21 protein-coding genes and 4 tRNA genes are annotated in these 22,775 nt (G+C 67.6%); 17 read left to right on the plus strand and 8 right to left on the minus strand.

What is annotated here, in order from left to right; translation table 11 throughout:
• Positions 1–80: 80 nt before the first annotated feature.
• A complete protein-coding gene (locus AC3B6A_RS08255) occupies positions 81–1,640 on the minus strand; it encodes an MDR family MFS transporter (protein ID WP_488401913.1) in 1,560 nt (519 codons plus the stop codon).
• Complete coding sequence (locus tag AC3B6A_RS08260; RefSeq protein ID WP_488401915.1) at positions 1,630–2,664, minus strand: HlyD family secretion protein; 1,035 nt, start codon at positions 2,662–2,664, stop codon at positions 1,630–1,632. The genes AC3B6A_RS08255 and AC3B6A_RS08260 overlap by 11 nt, the downstream gene beginning before the upstream one ends.
• 108 nt (positions 2,665–2,772) lie before the next feature.
• Between AC3B6A_RS08260 and AC3B6A_RS08265 the strand changes: the two genes are divergently transcribed.
• The 11 genes from AC3B6A_RS08265 (at position 2,773) to AC3B6A_RS08315 (ending at position 9,827) form a co-directional block, all read left to right on the plus strand.
• Positions 2,773–3,693 carry a LysR family transcriptional regulator gene (locus AC3B6A_RS08265; RefSeq protein WP_488401916.1) on the plus strand — a complete coding sequence of 307 codons (921 nt, stop codon included), beginning with the start codon at positions 2,773–2,775 and terminating at the stop codon, positions 3,691–3,693.
• 49 nt (positions 3,694–3,742) lie between these two features.
• The gene (gltX, locus tag AC3B6A_RS08270; RefSeq protein WP_488401917.1) at positions 3,743–5,227 is read left to right on the plus strand and encodes a glutamate--tRNA ligase; all 1,485 of its coding nucleotides are present in this window, start codon (positions 3,743–3,745) and stop codon (positions 5,225–5,227) included.
• Between the two features lie 280 nt (positions 5,228–5,507).
• Positions 5,508–5,583 (plus strand) — tRNA-Ala (locus tag AC3B6A_RS08275).
• Between the two features lie 51 nt (positions 5,584–5,634).
• Positions 5,635–5,710: transfer RNA gene (locus tag AC3B6A_RS08280), tRNA-Glu, on the plus strand.
• 44 nt (positions 5,711–5,754) lie between these two features.
• Positions 5,755–5,830: transfer RNA gene (locus AC3B6A_RS08285), tRNA-Ala, on the plus strand.
• A gap of 58 nt (positions 5,831–5,888) precedes the next feature.
• A tRNA-Glu gene (locus tag AC3B6A_RS08290) sits at positions 5,889–5,964 on the plus strand.
• A gap of 161 nt (positions 5,965–6,125) precedes the next feature.
• Positions 6,126–6,665 carry a TetR/AcrR family transcriptional regulator gene (locus tag AC3B6A_RS08295; protein ID WP_488401919.1) on the plus strand — a complete coding sequence of 180 codons (540 nt, stop codon included), beginning with the start codon at positions 6,126–6,128 and terminating at the stop codon, positions 6,663–6,665.
• Positions 6,666–6,679: 14 nt separating this feature from the next.
• Positions 6,680–7,519, plus strand: coding sequence for an alpha/beta fold hydrolase (locus AC3B6A_RS08300; RefSeq protein ID WP_488401920.1), 840 nt, complete (start codon positions 6,680–6,682; stop codon positions 7,517–7,519).
• Between the two features lie 167 nt (positions 7,520–7,686).
• Positions 7,687–8,337, plus strand: a complete 651-nt coding sequence (locus AC3B6A_RS08305; RefSeq protein WP_488401922.1) for a bifunctional 4-hydroxy-2-oxoglutarate aldolase/2-dehydro-3-deoxy-phosphogluconate aldolase — start codon at positions 7,687–7,689, stop codon at positions 8,335–8,337.
• Positions 8,334–8,789, plus strand: coding sequence for an acyl-CoA thioesterase (locus AC3B6A_RS08310; protein WP_488401923.1), 456 nt, complete (start codon positions 8,334–8,336; stop codon positions 8,787–8,789). Before AC3B6A_RS08305 ends, AC3B6A_RS08310 begins: the two co-directional genes overlap by 4 nt.
• Before the next feature lie 78 nt (positions 8,790–8,867).
• Positions 8,868–9,827: a tRNA dihydrouridine synthase gene (locus AC3B6A_RS08315; protein WP_488401924.1), complete on the plus strand. Its 960-nt coding sequence runs from the start codon at positions 8,868–8,870 to the stop codon at positions 9,825–9,827.
• A 33-nt stretch (positions 9,828–9,860) separates the two neighbouring features.
• On the opposite strand, the gene AC3B6A_RS08320 is transcribed toward AC3B6A_RS08315, so the two are convergent.
• Positions 9,861–10,607 (minus strand): SDR family oxidoreductase, encoded by a 747-nt coding sequence (locus AC3B6A_RS08320; RefSeq protein WP_488401925.1) that lies wholly within the window; start codon positions 10,605–10,607, stop codon positions 9,861–9,863.
• Positions 10,608–10,752: 145 nt separating this feature from the next.
• On the opposite strand from AC3B6A_RS08320, the gene AC3B6A_RS08325 reads away from it, so the two are divergent.
• Positions 10,753–11,208, plus strand: a complete 456-nt coding sequence (locus tag AC3B6A_RS08325) for an Hsp20 family protein (RefSeq protein WP_488401927.1) — start codon at positions 10,753–10,755, stop codon at positions 11,206–11,208.
• Between the two features lie 84 nt (positions 11,209–11,292).
• Here the strand turns inward: AC3B6A_RS08325 and AC3B6A_RS08330 are convergent, their stop codons facing one another.
• From AC3B6A_RS08330 to AC3B6A_RS08340, 3 genes are read right to left on the minus strand one after another with little or no spacing between them, the layout of a single operon-like run.
• On the minus strand, positions 11,293–12,360 hold the full coding sequence (locus tag AC3B6A_RS08330) for a YkvI family membrane protein (protein ID WP_488401929.1): 1,068 nt from the start codon (positions 12,358–12,360) through the stop codon (positions 11,293–11,295).
• Positions 12,361–12,420: 60 nt separating this feature from the next.
• Positions 12,421–12,795 carry a RidA family protein gene (locus tag AC3B6A_RS08335; protein WP_488401931.1) on the minus strand — a complete coding sequence of 125 codons (375 nt, stop codon included), beginning with the start codon at positions 12,793–12,795 and terminating at the stop codon, positions 12,421–12,423.
• Between the two features lie 20 nt (positions 12,796–12,815).
• Entirely contained in the window at positions 12,816–13,928 is a 1,113-nt protein-coding gene (locus AC3B6A_RS08340) for an NAD(P)/FAD-dependent oxidoreductase (protein WP_488401932.1), read from the minus strand.
• Positions 13,929–14,038: 110 nt separating this feature from the next.
• Here AC3B6A_RS08340 and AC3B6A_RS08345 point away from each other — a divergent pair, with 110 nt between their 5' ends.
• Complete coding sequence (locus AC3B6A_RS08345) at positions 14,039–14,662, plus strand: helix-turn-helix domain-containing protein (protein ID WP_488401934.1); 624 nt, start codon at positions 14,039–14,041, stop codon at positions 14,660–14,662.
• Positions 14,663–14,676: 14 nt separating this feature from the next.
• On the opposite strand, the gene AC3B6A_RS08350 is transcribed toward AC3B6A_RS08345, so the two are convergent.
• Positions 14,677–17,553 carry a sensor domain-containing protein gene (locus AC3B6A_RS08350; RefSeq protein WP_488401936.1) on the minus strand — a complete coding sequence of 959 codons (2,877 nt, stop codon included), beginning with the start codon at positions 17,551–17,553 and terminating at the stop codon, positions 14,677–14,679.
• Between the two features lie 108 nt (positions 17,554–17,661).
• Positions 17,662–18,555 (minus strand): LysR family transcriptional regulator, encoded by an 894-nt coding sequence (locus tag AC3B6A_RS08355; RefSeq protein ID WP_488401938.1) that lies wholly within the window; start codon positions 18,553–18,555, stop codon positions 17,662–17,664.
• Positions 18,556–18,721: 166 nt separating this feature from the next.
• Here AC3B6A_RS08355 and leuC point away from each other — a divergent pair, with 166 nt between their 5' ends.
• The 4 genes from leuC to leuB all read left to right on the plus strand — a co-directional run bounded on the left by leuC (position 18,722) and on the right by leuB (position 22,757).
• Positions 18,722–20,149, plus strand: a complete 1,428-nt coding sequence (leuC, locus tag AC3B6A_RS08360) for a 3-isopropylmalate dehydratase large subunit (RefSeq protein WP_488401940.1) — start codon at positions 18,722–18,724, stop codon at positions 20,147–20,149.
• 11 nt (positions 20,150–20,160) lie between these two features.
• Positions 20,161–20,805 carry a 3-isopropylmalate dehydratase small subunit gene (gene leuD / locus AC3B6A_RS08365; protein WP_488401942.1) on the plus strand — a complete coding sequence of 215 codons (645 nt, stop codon included), beginning with the start codon at positions 20,161–20,163 and terminating at the stop codon, positions 20,803–20,805.
• A gap of 31 nt (positions 20,806–20,836) precedes the next feature.
• Entirely contained in the window at positions 20,837–21,601 is a 765-nt protein-coding gene (locus AC3B6A_RS08370) for a class I SAM-dependent methyltransferase (protein ID WP_488401944.1), read from the plus strand.
• 73 nt (positions 21,602–21,674) lie between these two features.
• Complete coding sequence (gene leuB, locus AC3B6A_RS08375; RefSeq protein ID WP_488401945.1) at positions 21,675–22,757, plus strand: 3-isopropylmalate dehydrogenase; 1,083 nt, start codon at positions 21,675–21,677, stop codon at positions 22,755–22,757.
• The last annotated feature ends 18 nt before the right edge of the window (positions 22,758–22,775 follow it).

A 22,775-nucleotide genomic window follows, 5' to 3' on the forward strand; every position in this document is an offset into this window, starting at 1 on the left:
CATCCTACGAGCTGTGGCTCCGCTGCCAGACAGGTTCGCGAGCACGCTCGCTCCTGCAGGGGCAGAGAACGGAAGGGCCTTCAGTGCGCGGCGGCGGCCGCGTCGGCGCTCATGGTCGCTGGCAGCGGACGGGTCAGCAGCACCGCGAGCATGCTGACCGCCAGGACGACGCCGATGGCGTGGAAGGCGTCGTTGTAGGCCATGATCGCCGCCTGCTGGTGGACGATCTCGCTCAGCTTGCCCAGCGCCGCCTGCTGGCTGCCCAGTTGCGCGGCCAGTTGCGCCAGGCGCTCGTCGACCGCGCCGTTCACCGGCACCACCGCTTCGCGCAGGTAGTCGTAATAGACCTTGGCGCGGCTATCCAGCAGGGTCGCCAGCAGGGCGATGCCGATGGCGCCGCCGAGGTTGCGCAGGATGTTGAACAGGCTCGACGCCGAGCCCGCGTCCTGCGGCTGCAGGTAGACGGTGGCGATCAGCGAGATGGTGACCATCACCATCGGCTGGCCGAGGGCGCGCAGCAGCTGGATCTGGTTGAACTGCGGGCCGGCGAAGTCCGGGTTGAGCGTGCCGGAGAAGAAGCTCGCCGCGCCGAACAGGCCGAAGCCCAGGGCGCAGAGCAGGCGCGGCTCGATGATCTTCATCAGCTTGGGAATCAGCGGGATGAGGAACAGCTGCGGCACGCCCATCCACATGATCACCTCGCCGATCTGCATGGCGTTGTAGCCCTGGATCTGCGCCAGATACAGCGGCAGCACGTAGATCGAGCCGTACAGGCCCATCCCCAGGCCAATGCTGGAAATGCTCGACAGGCCGAAGTTGCGGTTGCGCAGGATACCCAGGTTGATCAGCGGGTTGGGCCGCGAGGTCTGCAGGATCACGAAGAGGATCAGGCTGACCAGGGCGATGCTGCCCAGGCTGACGATCAGGCTGGATTCCAGCCAGTCCTTGCGATGGCCTTCCTCCAGGAACACCTGCAGGCAGCCCAGGCCGATGGCCATGGTGACGATGCCGGCGTAGTCGGTGCTCTTCAGCAGTTCCCAGTGCGGGGCTTTCTTCTCCAGGCCGTAGAGCAGGCCGGCGATCATCAGCAGGCCCGGCGGGATGTTGATGTAGAAGATGTATTCCCAGCCGAAGTTCTCCGTCAGCCAGCCGCCCAGGGTCGGGCCTATGGAGGGCGCGAAGGTGGCGGTGATGGCGAACAGCGCCATGCCCTTGGGCCGGTGGTGCTCCGGCAGCTTGATCAGCGCCAGGGTGAAGGCCAGCGGGATCAGCGCGCCGCCGGTGAAGCCCTGCATGGCGCGGAACACGATCATGCTCTCCAGGTTCCAGGCGAAGGAGCAGAGCAGGGAGGAGAACAGGAAGCCGATGGAGATCATCACCGCCAGCCGGCGCGCCGAAAGCAGCTGCACCAGCCAGGCGGTGAGCGGGATCATGATGATTTCGGCCACCAGGTAGGAGGTGGAGATCCACGAGCCTTCCTCCAGGGTGGCGGCCAGCGCGCCCTGGATGTCCTTCAGCGAGGAGTTGGTGATCTGGATGTCGAGGACCGCCATGAAGGCGCCGAGCATGGCGCTGAACACGGCGATCCAGTCGCGGCGGGTCGGTTCCCCGATCGGCCGCACCAGGGCGTCAGCGGACACGCAACTCGACCTCGGCCTCGACGGACATGCCCGGGCGGATCAGGCCCTTGAGCGGGTTGTCGTCGGCGAAGGTGATCTTGACCGGGATGCGCTGCACCACCTTGGTGAAGTTGCCGGTGGCATTGTCCGGCGGCAGCAGGCTGAACTGCGCGCCGGAGGCGGCGAACAGGCTCTGCACTTCGCCGTCGATGGGGCTGTCGGGGAACGAATCGAACACCAGCCGCGCCTTTTGTCCCGGGCGCATCTTGCCGATCTGGGTTTCCTTGAAGTTGGCCTGGATCCAGATGCCGTCGTCCGGCACCAGCGACAGCAGCTGGGTGCCGACCTGCACGTACTGGCCGATGCGGGCGTTGCGCTGGCCGACTAGGCCGCTCACCGGCGCGCGGATTTCGGTGCGGGCGAGGTTCAGCTCGGCCTGGGCGATATCGGCGCGGGCGCTTTCGATCTGCGCCTGCAGGCGCTGGATGTCGGTGCCCAGGGTGTCGCGCTGGATGCGCTGGGCCTGCAGGTCCGCCTGGGCCTTGGCGACCTGCGAGCGGGCGACGCGGGAGTCGGCGGTGAGGGTGGTGACGCGCTCCTCCGAGACGTAGCCCGGCCCCCGCAGCGCCTGGGCGCGGCCGAGATCGACCTCGGCGCGGCCGAGGGTGGCCTGGCTGGCGTTCACGTCGGCCTCGCTGGCGGCGATGGCGCTCGACTGGCCCTTGAGCTTGCTGCGCGCCTGCTGCAGTTCCGCCTCGCGGGTGGCCAGGGTGGCCTTGGCGCGATCCAGGGCGAGCGTGAAGTCGTCGGCCTCGAGCCGCACCAGCAACTGGCCTTTTTCCACGTGCTGGTTGTCCTGCACCAGCACTTCGTCGACGCGGGCGCCGAGCTGGCTGGCGATGCGGGTGATCTCGCCCTGCACGTAGGCGTTGTCGGTGCCCTCGACGAAGCGGCCGATGAAGTACCAGCGCGCCAGGAAGGCGAGGGCGACCACCACGAGGATGACGAGGAACACGGTCAGGCGACGTTGCAGTTGGGCAGGCATAGGCGAACGAGCGTTTGGTTGGCGAAAAATGTTTGCCAATGTACCAGTGTTCCGTGGCGGCACGTAGCCGCTACACTTCGGAAACTTTGTTGCTTATAGGGAACAATCATGGGGCTGGATGATGCGCTGATCTTCACCCGCGTGGTGGAGCTGCACAGCTTTACCCAGGCCGCGCAGAGCCTGGGCATGCAGAAGTCCACGGTGAGCCGGCGCATTGCGCTGCTGGAAGAGCGCCTGGGCGTGCGCCTGATCAACCGCACCACCCGCAAGCTGCGCCTGACCGAAGTGGGGCAGGCCTACTACGAGCGCTGCCGGCAGATCATGTATGACTTCGCCGAGGCCGAGCAGGCGGTGATGCAGCTGCAACAGGCACCGTCGGGACTGTTGCGCATCACCGCGCCCATCGAGTTCGGCCAGATGTACCTGGCCAGGGTGCTGGGCGATTTCATGAACCTCTATCCGCAGATCACCGCCGAGGTCGAGCTGACCTCGCGCAGCGTCGATCCGCTGGAGGAGGGCGTGGACATCGTCATCATGGTCGGCCAGCCGGAAGACTCCACCCTGATCGCCCGGCGCATGCTGACCACCAACCGCTGCCTGTGCGCCAGTCCGGCGTACCTCAGGCTGCATGGCCAGCCGCAGCAGGTCGAGGAACTGGCCGGCCATCGCGCCGTGCTGTTGCAGGCCGACTCCCAGCGCTACTGGCCGCTGCTCGGCGAAAGCATTCCCTGCCATCGGGTGCTGTCGTGCAACAACATCACCTTCGCCCGCGGAGCGGTGCTGGCCGGCGCCGGGATCGCTTCGCTGCCGCAGCTGATCGTCGACGAACAGCTGGCCAGCGGAAGCCTGGTGCGCGTCCTGCCGCAGGTGCAACTGCCGGTCGGCGAGCTCTACGCGGTCTACCCGTCGCGGCGCTTCCAGGCGATGAAGGTGAAGGCCTTCCTGGATTTCCTGATCAACAACCTGCCGATCGATGCGGAGCGTTGGCTGGAGCCGGGGGCGGCCCGCCTGATACCATCGCGTCCATGAGCGCCTGTCCCGGCGCGCGCTGTCCTCACCGATTCACATGAGAGCCTTCATGACCACTGTCCGCACCCGTATCGCGCCGTCTCCCACCGGCGACCCGCACGTCGGTACCGCCTATATCGCGCTGTTCAACCTCTGCTTCGCCCGTCAGCACGGCGGCCAGTTCATCCTGCGCATCGAGGACACCGACCAGCTGCGCTCCACCCGCGAATCGGAACAGCAGATCTTCGACGCGCTGCGCTGGCTGGGCATCGAGTGGGACGAAGGCCCGGACGTCGGTGGTCCGCACGGCCCGTACCGGCAGAGCGAGCGCGGCGCCATCTACCAGAAGTACAGCGACGAGCTGGTCGAGAAGGGCCATGCCTTCCCCTGCTTCTGCTCCGCCGAGCGCCTCGACGCCGTGCGCGCCGAGCAGCAGGCGCGCAAGGAAACCCCGCGCTACGACGGTCACTGCATGCACCTGCCCAGGGAAGAGTCGGCCCGGCGCATCGCCGCCGGCGAATCCCATGTGGTGCGCATGAAGGTGCCGACCGAGGGTGTCTGCGTGGTACCGGACATGCTCCGCGGCGACGTGGAAATCCCGTGGGACCGCATGGACATGCAGGTGCTGATGAAAGCCGACGGCCTGCCCACCTACTTCCTGGCCAACGTGGTCGACGACCACCTGATGGGCATCACCCACGTCCTGCGTGGCGAAGAGTGGCTGCCCTCGGCGCCCAAGCTGATCAAGCTGTACGAGTACTTCGGCTGGGAGCAACCGGTGCTCTGCTACATGCCGCTGCTGCGCAACCCGGACAAGAGCAAGCTGTCCAAGCGCAAGAACCCCACCTCCATCACCTTCTACGAGCGCATGGGCTTCCTGCCCCAGGCGCTGCTGAACTACCTCGGCCGCATGGGCTGGTCCATGCCGGACGAGCGCGAGAAGTTCAGCCTGGCGGAGATGATCGAGCACTTCGACCTGTCCCGCGTGTCCCTCGGCGGTCCGATCTTCGACCTGGAGAAGCTCTCCTGGCTGAACGGCCAGTGGATCCGCGAGCTGTCCGTCGAGGACTTCGCGAAAGAAGTGCAGAAGTGGGCGCTCAACCCCGAGTACCTGATGCAGATCGCCCCGCACGTGCAGGGCCGCGTGGAGAACTTCAGCCAGATCGCCCCGTTGGCCGGCTTCTTCTTCAGCGGCGGCGTGCAGCTGGACGCCAAGCTGTTCGAGCACAAGAAGCTCGACGCCACCCAGGTCCGCCAGGTGCTGCAACTGGTGCTGTGGAAGCTCGAAGCGTTGCGCCAGTGGGAGAAGGACAGGATCACCGCGACCATCCAGGCCGTGGCCGAACACCTGGGCCTCAAGCTGCGCGACGTGATGCCGCTGATGTTCCCGGCCATCACCGGCCAGGCCAGCTCGGTATCGGTGCTCGACGCCATGGAAATCCTCGGCGCCGACCTGTCGCGCTTCCGCCTGCGCCAGGCCCTGGAGCTGCTGGGCGGTGCGTCGAAGAAAGAAGCCAAGGAGTGGGAAAAGATCCGCGACGCCATCGGCGCCTGAGTTCTTTCCTACACTGAAAAAGGCCGGCCACCTACGGGTGCCCGGCCTTTTTCATATCCGTGCCTACCTGATCGGCAAGGACGGAGGAGGGCAACCGGGGCGGCCATTTCGTCGGCCGGAAATCGGGGCTGTCACATAAGTGATTGTTCTGTGGGAGAAAAAAATTAGAAATCTGAAAAAATAATGTTGACAGGGATTCGCCTCGCCCCTAAGATGCGCCCCGTTCCAGCGACGAACTGCCTGGCAGGGCGACACGGAACGGTAGATCCAGCGGTACTTTGGGGCTATAGCTCAGCTGGGAGAGCGCTTGCATGGCATGCAAGAGGTCGACGGTTCGATCCCGTCTAGCTCCACCAAATTACTAGTAAGCCTCGTCGGTCCGGATGAGGCTGAAATCGAAGGTTTGCGTCCCCTTCGTCTAGTGGCCTAGGACACCGCCCTTTCACGGCGGTAACAGGGGTTCGAGTCCCCTAGGGGACGCCACTTATCCAGCGACGATGCGTTCGCGTCGTCAGCCAGAGTCATCTGGGGCTATAGCTCAGCTGGGAGAGCGCTTGCATGGCATGCAAGAGGTCGACGGTTCGATCCCGTCTAGCTCCACCAATTTCCCAATCGGGATGAAGCCAGAATCTGCCGCGAGGCAGGTTTCTTCGAAGGTCATGTCCCCTTCGTCTAGTGGCCTAGGACACCGCCCTTTCACGGCGGTAACAGGGGTTCGAGTCCCCTAGGGGACGCCATTTTTACCGCTCTGCGGTGCCTATAGGGCCACTCAATCTTCGAGTGGCCCTTTTGTTTTTCTCCCTCCGGAAAATTCCTTCCCGACCAGCGGTCGCGCTTTCGGCTTGCCGATTTTTATTATGAGAATAATATTCTGACCATAATATTTTGGAGTGAAGCCATGAGCGACAAGAAGGCCCAGACCCGCGAACGCATCCTGTGCGCCGCCACCCAGGCACTGCTCAAGCGCGGTCCGGTGGACCCCAGCGTGGGCGAGGTGATGGCGGCGGCGGGGCTGACCGTGGGCGGCTTCTATGCGCACTTCGAGAGCAAGGACGCGCTGATGCTGGAGGCGTTCCGCCAACTGCTGAGCAAGCGCCGGGTCGGCCTGAAGATGTTCGACCCGCAACTGAGCTTCGCCGAGCGCCGCGCCCTGGCGGCGCAGTTCTACCTGTCGCGCAAGCACCGCGACACCGAAGACGAAGGCTGCCCGATCCCCAGCTCCCTGAGCGAAGTGGCGCATCTGCCGGAAGGCTTCCGCGCCGCGCTGGAGGAGCACGTGGAGCTGATGGTGGCGAGCCTCGCCGGGCGCCCGGAGGAGATCGACGTGGTGCTCAGCGACATGGCCCTGATGATTGGCGGACTGGCGCTGGCCCGAGCCCTGGGCAAGGGCGACCTGTCCGATCGTGTCCTGCGTGCCGCGAAGAAAGCGGTGATCTGAGGAGGTGCGGAAAAATGAGCAGTCTGAGCTGGGTTCGAGGAATCAACGCCACCCTGGGCCGCGTTGCGCCGTATTGGGCGGCACAACGCATGCGTCAGCTGTTCATGACGCCCCATGAGCTGCCGCCGCGCGACTGGGAGCTGCCGCTGCTGGCCAGTTCCGAGCGCATCACCCTGCGCTTCGGCCTCTCCGCGCTGCGCTGGGGCGAGGGGCCGGCGGTGCTGCTGATGCACGGCTGGGGAGGGCGCCCGACGCAGTTCGCCGCGCTGATCGAGACGCTGGTCGGCGCCGGCTACGGGGTGGTCGCCCTCGATGGCCCGGCCCACGGCCGCTCGCCGGGGAGCGAGGCGGACGTCGTGCTGTTCGCCCGCGCCCTGTTGGAGGCGGCCGGTGAGCTGCCGCCGCTGCGCGCGGTGATCGGCCATTCCATGGGCGGCGCCAGCGCGCTGCTGGCGACCCAGATGGGCCTGCGCAGCGAGACCCTGGTGACCATCGCCGCGCCGAGCAAGGTGCTCAGCGTGCTGCGCGGCTTCGCCCGCCACGTCGGCCTGCCGCCGCAGGCGCGTTCGAGCTTCATCCGCCAGGTCGAGCGGCAGGCGGGCATTCCGGCCCGGCAACTGGATGTGGCGCGCTACGCGCTGGACATGCCCGGCCTGGTTGTGCACGCCGAGGATGACCGGCATGTGCGGGTGGCGGAATCCGTCGCCATCCACGAGGCCTGGCCGGGCAGCCGGCTGCTGCGCCTGCCGGACGGCGGGCACCATCGCGTGCTGGCCGACGTCGCGCTGTCGGAGGCGGTGCTGGCGCTGCTGGAGGGCGTCGAGGAGCCGCTCGCACTGGCCCTGGCATCCTGAGTCATTCAGCAGCCTGATAACGGCGGCCACGGGCCGCCGTTTTCGTTGTGTGATGGCCCGTTGCAGGTCGTCAGGCTCGGCGGCCTGGCGTAGACTGCCGGGCATTTCCGGCTGCCCCGGCCTGGGCGCGAGGTCTTGCGCACGCGGGCGGCCGACTGGGGGAACGCATGAGTCTGTCGATGGATTGGGTGCTGCAGCAGGCGCGCCCGGTCATGCCGGTGCTGGTGATCGAGGATGTGGCGCTGGCCACGGACCTCGCCCGCGCGCTCTTTGATGGCGGGGTGCGGGTGCTGGAAGTGACCCTGCGCACGCCGCAGGCGCTGGACGCCCTCGCGGAAATCCGCCGCGAGCTGCCCGGGGTGATCCTCGGCGCCGGCACCCTGATCCACACCGAACAGTTCCAGGAAGCCCGCGATGCCGGCGCGCAGTTCGCTGTCAGCCCCGGCTGCACGCCGCGTCTGGTGGCCGCTGCCGAGGACGCGAAGATGCCCTTCCTGCCGGGCGTGATGACGCCCTCGGAAGTGCTGGTGGCGCTGGAGTACGGCTACCGCTCGCTGAAGCTGTTCCCCGCCGACGGCAACGCGGCGATCCGGATGCTCAAGAGCCTGAAGGGCCCGTTCACCGGCATCCGCTTCTGCCCGACCGGCGGCATCACCCAGGAAAACCTGCTCAACGTCCTGCGCCTGCCCAACGTCGCCTGTGTCGGCGGCACCTGGATCGCGCCACCGAGCCTGGTGCGCGCCCGCGCCTGGGACCAGATCACCCAACTGGCCATCGAAGCGCGCGAGCTGGCCGCAAGCCTGGAGCATTCCGCATGAGCTGGCAGCTGCCCGATCCGTTCGTCATCGACATCGAGGTCAAGCCCGAGGACATCGACGGTCTCGGCCACGCCAACAACGCCGTCTACGTCAGCTGGCTGGAGCGCTGCGCCTGGCGTCATTCGCAGCGGCTGGGGCTGGACCTGGCCGAGTACCGCCGGCTGGACCGGGCGATGGCGGTGGTGCGCCACGAGGTGGACTACCTGGCCGCCGCCTATGAAGGCGACCAACTTCAACTGGGCACCTGGATCGTCGAATCCGACCAGCGCCTGCGGATGACCCGGCACTTCCAGCTGGTACGCCCCGCCGACGCCCTGACCCTGCTGCGCGCGCAGACCACCTTCGTCTGCATCGAGCTGTCCACCGGCAAGCCCAAGCGCATGCCGGCGGAGTTCGTCGAGGGTTACGGCCGCGCATTGCTGCCGCCGGAAACCGTCGCCGCCGGCGCGTGATCCGTCGCGCCGCGCTTTTCCCGGCGCGGCGCATTCCCTACAATCCGCGCCCCCGCAATTGCCCGAGGCTCGCCTGTCGTGCAGATCGCCCTGGCCCCGATGGAGGGGCTGGTAGATGACATCCTCCGCGATGTGCTGACCCGCGTCGGCGGCATCGACTGGTGCGTCACCGAATTCATCCGCATCAACGACCGGCTGCTGCCGCCGTCGGCCTTCCTCGCGCTCGCCCCGGAGCTGGAACACGGCAGCCGCACCCGTGCCGGCGTGCCGATGCGCGTGCAGTTGCTCGGCTCCGACCCGCAGCTGCTGGCGGAGAATGCGGTGCAGGTCTGCGAGCTGGGTGCGCCGGTGATCGACCTGAATTTCGGCTGCCCGGCCAAGACCGTGAACCGCTCCCGGGGCGGCGCGGTGCTGCTGAAAGAACCCGAACTGATGTTCAGCATCATCGAAACGGTGCGCCGCGCCGTGCCCGCGCAGATCCCGGTGACCGCGAAGATGCGCCTGGGCTACGACAGCCCGGATGGCGCCCTCGACTGCGCCCGCGCCCTGGCCGACGGCGGCTCCGCCCACGTGGTGGTGCACGCGCGGACCAAGGCGGACGGCTACCGGCCGCCGGCGCACTGGGAGTGGGTGGCGAAGGTGGCCGATGCGGTACGGGTGCCGGTGTTCGCCAATGGCGAGGTCTGGACCCTGGAGGATTACCAGCGCTGCCGCGCCATCAGCGGCGTGGCCGACATCATGCTCGGCCGCGGGCTGGTGTCGCGCCCGGACCTCGCCCGGCAGATCGCCGCCTGGCGCGATGGCCGCGAGGTGCTGCCGATGCCCTGGGCGGAGGTCCGCGCGCTGCTCGACGACTTCTGGCGCCAGGCCCGGCGCAAGCTGGCGCCGCGCTACGCGCCGGGACGCCTGAAGCAGTGGTTGGGGATGCTCACCCGCAGTTATCCCGAAGCCGTGGAGCTGTTCGCCCGGGTGCGCCGCGAGCATGACTGCGACGTGCTGGACCGGATGCTGCAGGTCGAGATCGAAGTCGCCGCCTGATTCCGGGCTGCTCGCTCCTACAAAAAAGCGATATCAGCGCCCGCCGCTGACGTCGATGAATCCACCGGTGCTGTAGCTGGACTCGTCTGAGGCGAGGAACAGGATCGCCCGCGCCACTTCCTCCGCCTCACCGCCCCGGCCCAGGGGGATCGCCGATTGCAGGCGCGCCACGCGCCCCGGCTCCCCGCCGCTGGCATGGATCTCGGTCTTGATCAGCCCCGGCCGCACGGCGTTGACGCGGATGCCTTCGCCCGCCACCTCCTTGGCCAGGCCGATGGTCAGGCTGTCCACTGCGCCCTTGGCTGCGGCGTAGTCGACGTACTCGTTGGGCGAGCCCAGGCGCGAGGCCATGGACGAAACGTTGACGATGCTTCCGCCAGTTCCGCCGTGCTGGCGCGCCATGCGCTTCACCGCCTCGCGGCAGCAGAGGAAGGTTCCCGTGACGTTCACTGCGAACACCCGCTGCAGGCGCGCCACGTCCATGTCCTCCAGGCGCATCTGGCGCTCCAGGATGCCGGCGTTGTTCACCAGTACGTCGAGGCGGCCGAAAGCTTCGTCCACGTCGCGGAACAGGCGCCGTACATCGTCTTCATTCGCCACGTCGGCGGCGAATGCGCGTGCGTTGCCACCGGCCGCGGCGATCCGCGTGACCAGCGCGTCGGCGGCCTCGCGCTCGCGGCGGTAGTTGATCGCCACGGTGAAGCCGCGCTCGGCGGCGAGCAGCGCGGTGGCGGCACCGATGCCACGACTGGCGCCGGTGATGAGCATGACCTTTTTCACGATGACATCCTTTTTCAAAGACGGGCTTGAAACGGATTCTGCCGTCCCTATCTATGTCACTGCGGGAGGCCGAAGTCGGGTCCCGCGCCGGAGTTCTGAATCAGGCTCCAGATCATACCTTGCTGAAATTTTCAGGAGATTCGCCATGAGCAACGTCCTTTCCCTCGCCCCGCTGTTCCGCCAGTCCATCGGTTTCGACCGCTTCAACGACCTGTTCGAATCCGCCCTGCGCAGTGAAAGCGGCAGTTCCTACCCGCCCTACAACATCGAGAAGCACGGTGACGACCACTACCGCATCGTCATCGCCGCCGCCGGCCTGCAGGAAGGGGACCTGGAATTGCAAGTGGAGCGCGGCGTGCTGACCGTCATCGGCGGCAAGCGCGAGAAGGCTTCCGAGAGCGTCGCCTACCTGCATCAGGGCATCGCCCAGCGTGCCTTCAAGCTGTCGTTCCGCCTGGCCGACCACATCGAGGTCCAGGGCGCGTCGCTGAAGAACGGCCTGCTGAGCATCGAGCTGGTACGCATCGTTCCGGAAGAGGCCAAGCCCAAGCGGATCGCCATCAACGCCATCAACGGCCAGCGCCCGGCCATCGAGGCCTGATGCGCGCCTCGGCAGCAGCCGGGGCCTGGCCGAAAAGCAAAACGCCCGTCTCGCAGGAGACGGGCGTTTTCGTGTGCGCGCGAATCAGACGTTCTGCCGCTCCGGCAGCGGCGCCGCGCGGTTGCGCCACCAGGCGATGACGATCGCGAGCATCAGCACGAAGCCCAGGTAGCCCATGACCGGGTAGACGATCCCCACCAGCTTGACGAAGCCGACCTGGCTGCCGATGAAGGCGAGCACCACCGCGACCACGGTGGCCAGGCGGAACGGCACGCCATAGGCGGCGCAGCGCGCGGCCAGCGTGTAGGCGAAGCCGCTGGTGGTGCAGTACAGCTTGACCAGCAGCAGCGCGAGCATCACGTCGCCGAACCCGGTTGCGATGTGGTTGCTCAGCAGCAGGGTGGGGATGGCGCTGTCGCCGATCACGTCGATCTGCACCAGCATCACCAGGGACATGGCCAGGATCAGCACGCCGACACCGGCCCCGCCGATCACGCCGCCCAGGCCGGCCTTGCGCAGGTTGGCCACGCTGCTGCCCATCACCACCACGGCGGCCGCGGTGGCGGCGACGTTGTAGGACACGTAGAGGAAGGCGCTGAGCAGCCAGTTGGGCGCCGGGTGCGGCAGGGCCAGGGCGATCTGCTCCAGTTCGGCCAGCGGCTTCTGGATGTGGGTCAGGGCATGGATGGCGATGATCGCGACGATGACCATCAGCACCGGGGTGATCAGGCTCATCAGGGTGATCACCCGCTTCAGGCCCAGGCACACGGTGACGATGGTCAGCACGCCGAGGACGATGCCGCCGATGGAATGGCCGATGCCCAGCTGCTGTTCGAAGGACGAGTTGGCGCCGGCGAACATGACCACCATGGTGCCGAACAGGAAGAAGGTCAGCATCAGGTCGACGACGCGCCCCAGCGGCTTGCCACAGATGTACTCCATGGCCTCCTTGTGCGACTGCGTCTGCAGGCGGCTGCCGATCTGGTAGAGGTTCATCAGCAGGAAGGCGAACAGCGCCAGCGCCACCACGGCGCCGAGCAGGCCCATGAGGCCGAAGCTGCCGAAGAACTGGAGGATTTCCTGGCCGGAGGCGAAGCCGACGCCAACCACCAGGCCGATGTAGGCGCCGCCGAGCTTGAGACTGGTTTTCATGATCGAAACTCTGTTGTTGTTATGGAGACGACCCCGACCGGTGCGGGGCCGGGAGAGGGCTCAGGCCTGGCCGACGTAGGCCTGGACTTCCACCTCGACATCGACGCCCAGCGCCAGGGCGGAGGCCACGCAGGAGCGCACCGGCAGGCCCTGGTCGACGTAGCGCTTGTACACCTCGTTGAAGCCGGCGAAGTGCGCCATGTCCGACAGCCACACGGTGACCTTCACCACCTGGGAGAAGTCGGCGCCGCAGGCCGCCAGGCTTTCGCCGATGCGGGTCATCACCGCTTCGCTCTGGACCTGGATGTCGCCGCGCACCACCTCGCCTTCGGCGCTCATCGGCACCTGGCCGGAGAGGAACAGGAAGCCGCCGGCCTTGACCGCGCGGGAGAAGGGGAAGGGCAGGCTGCTGGGGTAACGCTGGATATCGCTCATTCTGAAATCCTCCGGGGGACTCAACGCAGGCGCGCCGGACTCAGGCGCTGGGGATCGACGCCTTCCTGGCGCAGGGATTCGGGAAGCGGCTGGCCGAGCAGCAGCGACTGGGCCAGGCGCGACACGCCGTCGGCCGACTGGATGCCGTAGCCGCCCTGGGCGGCCAGCCAGAAGAACGCCGGGTTCTGCGCGTCGTGGCCGATCACCAGGTCGCCGTCGGCGACGAAGGAGCGCAGCCCGGCCCAGCTGTGGTTCGGGCGGCGGATCGCCAGGGTGGTGCGTTCCTCGATGTGGTGCACGCCGAGGGCGATGTCGAGTTCTTCGGGCTGCACGTCCTGCGCCTCGACCGGGTCGGCGTTGGCGGGGGAGCCGAGCAACTGGCCGGCGTCGGGCTTGAAGTAGAAGCTCTCGTCGATGCCGATCACCGTCGGCCAGCGGCTGACGTCCACGCCGGCGGGCGCGGCGAAGGTGAAGGCGGTGCGCCGGCAGGGCTGCAGGCCGAGCGGGCGGATGCCGCAGCGCTCGGCCACATGGTCGGCCCAGGCGCCGGCGGCGTTCACCAGCTGCGTGGCCTGCACGCTTTCGCCCTGGCTGAGAGCCAGCGTCCACACGCCGTCCGCATGGCGCGCCGACAGCAGCTCGCGGTTGCAGCGCAGCTCGCCGCCGCGCTGGCGCAGGCCGCGCAGGTAGCCCTGGTGCAGCGCGTGCACGTCGAGGTCGCGGGCGTCGGGCTCGTACAGCGCGCCGGCGATGGCGTCGGCGCGCAGCAGGGGGATGAGTTCCAGTGCCTGTTCGGTGCTGATGCGCCGCACGCCGGGGGTGGATTCGGCCTGCCGGAGCAGTTCGAGCTGATCGGGGCCGCCGACGTACAGGCAGCCGCGCGGGGTGATGATCGGGTGCTCGCTGAAGCCGGCCGGCGGATTTTCGTAGAAGGCCCGGCTGGCGCGGGTCAGCGCCTGGATCTGCGGGGTGCCGTAGGCCGCCATGAACATGGCGGCGGAGCGTCCGGTGGAGTGGTAGCCGGGCTGTTCTTCGCGCTCCAGCAGCAGCACCCGGTGGGTTTCGCTCAAGCGGTAGGCGAGGGAGGCGCCAGCGATGCCGGCGCCGATGATGACGATGTCGAATGGATTCACGGCAAGGACCTTTCGCAGGTTTTCTCTTATGTGAGAAATCTAAGATATGAGAATTTTTGCGGCAAAGGCAAGGCCCGGTAAACTTTCCGCATCCACTTTCGAGATGTCCCATGAGCGAAACCGCCCAAGCCCTGCCCAAGCCTCAGCAACTGGATCGGAACGAAGTCGGCGCGCGCCTGCGGGCGGTGCGCAAGCAGCAGAAGCTGACCCTCAAGCAGCTCTCCGACCTGTCTGGCGTGGCGGTTTCCACGCTGTCGAAGATGGAGCTGGCGCAGGTCGCGGTGAGCTACGACAAGCTGGCGGCGGCGGCCCGCGCGCTGCAGGTGGATATCGCCCAGCTGTTCCGCCCGCTGCCGTCCGTCGGCGCCCAGGGCGGGCTGAAGACCTTCGTCAAGACCCGCGTCGATGACGCCGCCGGCTACGACACCGGCGGCTACGAGTACTACCCCATCGCCGGCGACTTCCCGCAGCGCAGCATGACCCCGCTCTACGCGCGCATCTTCGCCCGCGAGGTGGGCGAGTTCGACGATTTCGTCCGCCACCCCGGCCAGGAATTCGCCCTGGTGGTGTCCGGGCGGGTGCGCATCCAGTTCGAGACGGGCGAGTCGGTGAGCATCGGCCCGCGCGAGACCGCCTACTTCGACAGCAGCGTCGGCCACCTCTACCTGAACGATGGCGACGCCGACGAGGCGCAGGTGATGGTGGTGATGTCGGAGTTGCGCCCGGCCGGCTGACCGGGCGCGGCGCCTCAGGGCGCCGTTTGCGTTTCCCGGCGCGGCAGCAGGGCGATGAAGGCGTCCAGCGGCACCGGCCGGCTGAACAGGTAGCCCTGGTACTGGTGGCAACCCTGTTCTTCCAGCAGGGCCAGCTGCTCCGGGGTCTCCACGCCTTCGGCGATCAGCTCCAGGCCCAGGCTGTGGCCCATGGCGATGATGGCGCGGACGATCTCCGCGTCGTTGCTGTCGTTGGGCGCGTCGCGCACGAAGCTCTGGTCGATCTTCAGGCTGTCCACCGGCAGGCGCTTGAGGTAGGTGAGCGAGCAGTAGCCGGTGCCGAAGTCGTCCATCGCGAAACGCACCCCGGCCTGGCGCAGGCGCTGCATGCGGGCGATGGTGTCCTCCAGTTGCTGGATGACGATCCCTTCGGTGATCTCCAGTTTCAGCAGGCGGGCGGGCAGCCCGGCGTGGTCCAGGCTGTCGAGGACGTGCTCGACGAAATCGTTCTGGCGGAACTGCAGGGGGCTGATGTTCACGCTGAGGCAGAAGTCCTCGCTGTCGATCCGCCCCTCGGCGAGCAGGCGCGCGCAGGTGCGGCAGGCCTCCTCGATCACCCACTGGCCGACGTCGACGATCAGCCCGCTGTCTTCCAGCACGCGGATGAAGCTGGCCGGCGATTGCGCGCCCTGCGTCGGGTGCTCCCAGCGCAGCAGCGCCTCGGCGCCGACGATGCGCGAGCCGCGGGCGTCGACCTGCGGCTGGTAGTGCAGGCTGAATTCGCGGCGGGCGATGGCCATGCGCAGGCCGTTCTCCAGGCGCAGGCGCTCGCTGGCGGCTTGCTGCATGGAGGCGTGGAACAGCTGCACGGTGTTGCGGCCGGCGTCCTTGGCGCGGTACATGGCGATGTCGGCGCGCTTGAGCAGGTCCTCGGGGGTGGCGCCGTCGTCGGGGATCAGGGCGATGCCGATGCTCGGGGTGATCTGCAGGCGGTGTCCGTCCAGCAGCATGGGCTCGGCCAGCAGGTCGCGCAGCTTCTCGGCCAGCTGGCGCACCTGGCGTGCGGTCTCCAGGCGGTCGCCGGCGATGCCGGAGAGCAGGATCACGAACTCGTCGCCGCCCAGCCGCGCCACCGTGTCCTCCTGGCGCACGCTGGCCTCCAGGCGCGCGGTGGCCATCTGCAGGATGGCGTCGCCCACCGAGTGCCCCAGCGAGTCGTTGATGTGCTTGAAGTGGTCCAGGTCGAGGAACAGCAGCGCGCCGCGCAGGTCGTGGCGCTGCAGCAGGGCGATCTGCTGCTTCAGGCGGTCCATCAGCAGGGCGCGGTTGGGCAGGTCGGTCAGGGCGTCGTGGTAGGCCAGGTGCTGGATGCGCGCCTGCGCCGCGCGCAGTTCGCTGGTGTCGCGGGCGGTCAGCAGCAGGCAGGCGGTGCCGCCCAGTTCGATGGGCTCGACCGAGACGTCCACCGTCGTGGTGTGGCCGTCGCGGTGCCGGCCGCGCATTTCCAGGTGGTGCGCGTAGCCGTCGCGGTCGAGGGCCGCCAGCAGCTTGGTCCGTTCCTCGGGCGTGTCCCAGACGCTGAGCTCCAGCGAGGTGCGGCCGACGATTTCCTCGGGGCGGTAGCCGGTCAGGCGGTAGAAGCCTTCGTTGACTTCGATGTAGCGGCCGCTGTGGCGCTCGGTGATGGTGATGGCGTCGGGACTGGAGTGGAACGCCTTGGCGAATTTCTCCTGGCTGGCCTTGAGCTCCGCCTCCGCCTGCAGGCGACCGGTGACGTCGCGGAAGGTGGTGAGGATGCACAGCTGGCGGTCGACCCAGATCAGCCGGCTGGCGACCATGCAGGTGATGGTGCGGCCGTCGCGGGTGTGGAACTGGACCTCGGCGTTCTGCAGCGCGTGGTCGCGCATCAGTTGCTCGAACAGCCGCTCGCGCAACCGCGGGTCCGCCCAGAGGTCGATCAGGATCGAAGAACGGCCGATGACCTCCTCGGCGCTCCAGCCGAAGGTGGTGCAGAAGCTCGGGTTGACCTCGATGAACTCGCCATCGCGCACCCGCGAGACGCAGATCGGGTCCGGGCTGCCCTGGAACAGGCTGGCGAACTTTTCCTCGGAGGCTTCCAGGCTGCGCTCGCGCACCACCCGCTCGGTGATGTCGAGCAGGGTGCCGACCATGCGCAGTGGCTTGCCCCCGGTGTCGCGGTGGAGCCGGGCGCGGCTCTCCAGGTAGCGCAGCTCGCCGGACTGCAGCTGGGCGCGGTAGGTGAACTGGTAGTCGTTGTCCGGCCCCCTGGCCAGGCGCGCGTAGGCCTGGCGCATGCGCCGGCGGTCGGCCTCGCTGACGCAGGCGAAGAATTCGCCGAAGGGGCCGTGGAAGTCCCGTTCCGGCAGTTCGTGGAGCACCGCGGCGCGGGTCGAGCCGTAGAGCATCCCGGAGGGGATGTGCCAGTCCCAGATGCCCAGCTGCGCGCAGTCCAGCGCCAGGTCGAGGCGCTCCTGGCTGTCGCGCAGGGCCTGTTCCTGGGCGCGCAGGCGGGTGATGTCGCGGATGGTCAGGACCAGGCAGACGAGGCCCTGCAGTTCGATCTGGCAGCCGTAGAGGCGAGCGCTGCGCTGCTCGCCCGCGCGGGTGAGCAGGGTGACTTCGAGGCCTTCGATGCGCTGCTCGGCGGCGAGGGCGTCGAGCATCCGCTGGCGTTCGCCCGCGGAGGGCCAGATGCCCAGCTGCAGCGAGGTCTGGTCGAGGGCTTCCTCGCGGCTCCAGCCGAAGCGGTCGGTGAAGCTGGCGTTGATCTCGCGGAAGCGCCCGCTGTCCCGCTCACTGATGACCATGGCGTCGGGGCCGGTGTGAAAGGCCTTGGCGAACTGGTCCTGGCTTTCGGGCCCGGGCCGGGAGGGGAGGTCGTGCCGGGTCATGCGGCGCCCCTTGGGCAGAAACCGCGGCCGCTCACGGGGCGGTCGCGAAGTGGCGTGCGGACGGGCATCGAGCCCCCTTGTTGTTCATCCTGGCGGAGCATCGGGAGGTCAGGCCGCGACAGGCGCAAGCCCGGCCGCCTGGGCGTCGAGCAGGCGCATGAAGGCCCGCGCGGCGTTGGACAGCGTGCGCTCGGTATGCAGGATGTAGCCCAGCTGGCGGCTCAGCTGGATGTCCTGCAGCGGCAGGCGCACCACGCTGTCGTCGAGCATGGTGCGCGGCAGCACGCTCCAGGCCAGGCCGATGGAAACCATCATCTTGATGGTTTCCATGTAGTTGGTGCTCATGCCGATGTTCGGCGTCAGGCCCTCGGCCTCGAACATGCGCCGCACGATGTGGTGGGTGAAGGTGTTGCCGCCGGGGAATACCGCCGGGTGCCGCGCCACGTCGGCGAGGAACACCGGGCCCTGCACCGCCAGCGGGTGTTCGGGGGCGGCGACGAAGTCCAGCGGGTCGTCCCACACCGGCACGGCGCGCACGGGTTCGGCGGTTTCCGGGGCGAGGGTGATTACCGCCAGCTCGGCGCGGCCGTGGAGAATCTCCTCGTAGGCCACTTCCGAGTCGCAGAACTGGATGTCCAGCGCCACCTGCGGGTGGGCCCGGGTGAAGGCCCGCAGCAGCGGCGGCAGGCGGTGCAGGCCGATGTGGTGGCTGGTGGCCAGGACCAGCCGGCCGCTCACCTCGCCGTTGAGGTTGGTCAGGGCGCGGCGGGTGTCGTCCAGCACGTTGAGGATCTGGTAGGCGCGCGGCAGCAGGGCGCGGCCGGCCTCGGTCAGGGTCACCTCGCGGCCGACCCGGTCGAACAGGCGTACGCCCAGCTGGCTTTCCAGGGCGGCGATGCGCTTGCTCACCGCCGGCTGGGTCAGGTGCAGGCGCTCGCCGGCTTCGGAGAAGCTGCCGGATTCGGCGATGGCGAGGAAGGTGTTGAGGCTGGTCAGGTCCATGGCGACTCCCTGCGCTCTGGAAACGGCGCCCGGCTTTTATAACGCACCGTATTCCTCGTGGAAATCCTTTGAATAAAAAATATGAATTTGAGTTATTCGGCGTCAGCCCATAGCATCGTCCCCACAAGCCCTAGGGGCATAGAAAGACGCTGATGAGGACTCTCTGATGGCCGGCAAGACGCTCTACGACAAGCTCTGGGAAATGCACGAGGTCAAGCGCCGCGACGATGGCTCGTCGCTGATCTACATCGACCGCCACATCCTCCACGAAGTGACCTCGCCGCAGGCCTTCGAAGGCCTGCGCCTGGCCGGCCGCAAGCCGTGGCGCATCGACGCGAACATCGCCACCCCGGACCACAACGTGCCGACCACCCGGGCCGAGCGCAAGGGGGGCCTCGCCGCCATCACCGACGAAGTCGCGCGCATCCAGGTCAAGACCCTGGACGAGAACTGCGATGACTTCGGCATCCTCGAATTCAAGATGAACGACGTCCGCCAGGGCATCGTCCACGTGGTCGGCCCGGAGCAGGGCGCCACCCTGCCGGGCATGACCGTGGTCTGCGGCGACTCGCACACCTCGACCCACGGCGCCTTCGGCGCGCTGGCCCACGGCATCGGCACCTCCGAGGTGGAGCACGTGCTCGCCACCCAGTGCCTGGTGGCCAAGAAGATGAAGAACATGCAGGTGCGCGTGGAGGGCAAGCTGCCCTTCGGCGTGACCGCCAAGGACATCGTCCTCGCGGTGATCGGCAGGATCGGCACCGCGGGCGGCAACGGCCATGCCCTGGAGTTCGCCGGCAGCGCCATCCGCGACCTGTCCATGGAAGGCCGCATGACCATCTGCAACATGTCCATCGAGGCCGGCGCCCGCGTCGGCATGGTGGCGTGCGACGAGAAGACCATCGAATACGTCAAGGGCCGTCCGTTCTCGCCGCAAGGCAGCGACTGGGACAAGGCCGTGGAATCCTGGAGCGACCTGGTTTCCGACGCCGACGCGCATTTCGACACCATCGTCGAACTGCGTGCCGAAGACATCAAGCCGCAGGTCAGCTGGGGCACTTCCCCGGAGATGGTCCTGGCGGTGGACCAGAACGTGCCGGACCCGGCGGCCGAGGCCGATGCGGTCAAGCGCGACTCCATCGTCCGCGCGCTGAAGTACATGGGCCTGAACGCCAACCAGGCGATCACCGATATCCAGCTGGACCGCGTGTTCATCGGCTCCTGCACCAACTCGCGCATCGAAGACCTGCGCGCCGCCGCCGCCGTGGCCAAGGGCCGCAAGGTCGCTTCCACCGTGAAGCAGGCGCTGGTGGTGCCGGGCTCCGGCCTGGTGAAGGCCCAGGCCGAACAGGAAGGCCTGGACAAGATCTTCATCGAAGCCGGCTTCGAGTGGCGTGAACCGGGCTGCTCCATGTGCCTGGCGATGAACCCGGACCGCCTGGAGAGCGGCGAGCATTGCGCTTCCACCTCCAACCGCAACTTCGAAGGCCGCCAGGGCGCCGGTGGCCGCACCCACCTGGTGAGCCCGGCGATGGCCGCCGCGGCTGCGGTGACCGGTCGATTCATCGACGTACGCGAACTGATGCAGGCCTGAGGAGACCAGACATGAAAGCCTTTACCCAGCACACCGGTCTCGTCGCGCCGCTCGACCGCGCCAACGTCGACACCGACCAGATCATCCCCAAGCAGTTCCTCAAGTCGATCAAGCGCACCGGCTTCGGCCCGAACCTGTTCGACGAGTGGCGCTACCTCGACGTGGGCCAGCCGAACCAGGACAACTCCAAGCGTCCGCTGAACAAGGATTTCGTCCTCAACTTCCCGCGCTACCAGGGCGCCAGCGTGCTGCTGGCCCGCGAGAACTTCGGCTGCGGCTCCTCCCGCGAGCACGCGCCGTGGGCGCTGGACGAGTACGGCTTCCGCACCGTGATCGCGCCGAGCTTCGCCGACATCTTCTTCAACAACAGCTTCAAGAACGGCCTGCTGCCGATCATCCTGAAGGATGAGGAAGTCGACGAGCTGTTCGCCCAGTGCGAGGCCACCGAGGGCTACCAGCTGACCGTCGACCTCGCTGCGCAGACCGTGACCCGCCCGGACGGCAAGCAGTACCGCTTCGAAGTGGACGCGTTCCGCAAGCACTGCCTGCTCAACGGCCTGGACGACATCGGCCTGACCCTGCAGGACGCCGACGCCATCCGCGGTTTCGAAGCCGGCTACAAGCAACGCCAACCCTGGTTGTTCCGCGACGCCTGACCGGCGCCGCACACCTCGCAAGGAGAACGTCATGACCGAGAGTCGCCACGAGCAAGTGGTCCAGCGCCAGTTCGGCGCCCAGGCCAATGCTTACCTGACCAGCGCCGTACACGCCCAGGGCGAGGAGTTCGCCCAGCTGCGCGAGCGACTGTCGGCGACTACCGGCGCCCGCGTGCTGGACCTGGGTTGCGGAGCCGGGCACGTCAGCTTCAACGTCGCGCCGCTGGTCGGCGAGGTGGTGGCCTACGACCTGTCGCAGCAGATGCTCGACGTGGTGGCGTCGGCCGCCGCCGAGCGCGGCCTGGGCAACATCGCCACCCGCTGTGGCGTCGCCGAGCAGCTGCCGTTCGCGGATGGTGAATTCGACTTCGTCTTCAGCCGCTATTCCGCGCACCACTGGCGGGACGTCGGCCAGGCCCTGCGCGAGGTGCGCCGGGTGCTCAAGCCGGGCGGCGCGGCCTGCTTCATCGATGTGGCGGCGCCGGGCTTGCCTCTGCTGGATACCTATCTGCAGACTGTCGAAGTCTTGCGCGACACCAGCCACGTGCGCGACTACTCCCCGTCGGAGTGGGCGCGTCTGGTGGGCGAGGCGGGGCTCGCGGTGACCTCTGCCAAGCGCCAGCGCCTGCGCCTGGAGTTCACCTCCTGGGTCGAGCGCATGCGCACCCCCGAGGTGATGCGCCAGGCCATTCGCGCCCTGCAGCTTTCGATGGGCGACGAGGTGCGCGAGTATTTCGAGATCGACGCCGAGGGCTCCTTCAGCACCGACGTGCTGGTGCTCTGGGCGACTAAATAACAGCTGCAAGCTACAAGCCGCAGGCTCCAGGCGAGAGCTTGCGGCTTTTAATCTTTTCCGAAGGAAACAAGTGATGAGCAAACAGATTCTGGTTCTTCCCGGCGACGGCATCGGCCCGGAGATCATGGCCGAAGCGGTCAAGGTCCTGGAGCTGGCCAACGACAAGTTCCAGCTGGGCTTCGAACTGACCCACGACGTGATCGGCGGCGCCGCCATCGACAAGCATGGCGTACCGCTGGCCGACGAGACCCTGGAGCGCGCGCGCCAGTCCGACGCCGTGCTGCTGGGCGCCGTGGGCGGGCCGAAGTGGGACAGGATCGAGCGTGACATCCGCCCCGAGCGCGGCCTGCTGAAGATCCGCTCGCAACTGGGCCTGTTCGGCAACCTGCGCCCGGCCATCCTCTACCCGCAGCTGGCCGGTGCCTCCAGCCTGAAGCCGGAAGTGGTCGCCGGCCTGGACATTCTCATCGTCCGCGAGCTGACCGGCGGCATCTACTTCGGCCAGCCCCGCGAGCAGCGCGTGCTGGAGAACGGCGAGCGCCAGGCGTACGACACCCTGCCGTACAGCGAGAGCGAAATCCGCCGCATCGCCCGCGTCGGCTTCGACATGGCCCGCGTGCGCAACAGGAAGCTGTGCTCGGTGGACAAGGCCAACGTCCTGGCCTCCAGCCAGCTGTGGCGCGAAGTGGTCGAGGAAGTGGCGAAGGACTACCCGGACATCGAGCTGTCGCACATGTACGTCGACAACGCCGCCATGCAGCTGGTGCGCGCGCCCAAGCAGTTCGACGTGATGGTCACCGACAACATGTTCGGCGACATCCTGTCGGATGAGGCTTCCATGCTCACCGGTTCCATCGGCATGCTGCCTTCTGCATCGCTCGACGCGAACAACAAGGGCATGTACGAACCGTGCCACGGCTCCGCGCCGGACATCGCCGGGCAGGGCATCGCCAACCCGCTGGCGACCATCCTCTCGGTCTCGATGATGCTGCGTTACACCTTCAATGAAGGCGCCGCCGCCGACGCCATCGAGAAGGCCGTGAGCCTGGTGCTCGATCAGGGCCTGCGCACCGGCGACATCTGGTCCGAAGGCTGCACGAAAGTCGGTACCCGCGAAATGGGCGATGCGGTAGTCGCCGCGCTGCGGAATCTGTAATCTTGCGGGTTCGCTCGC

It is taken from the genome of Pseudomonas sp. B12(2026) (assembly GCF_057767015.1).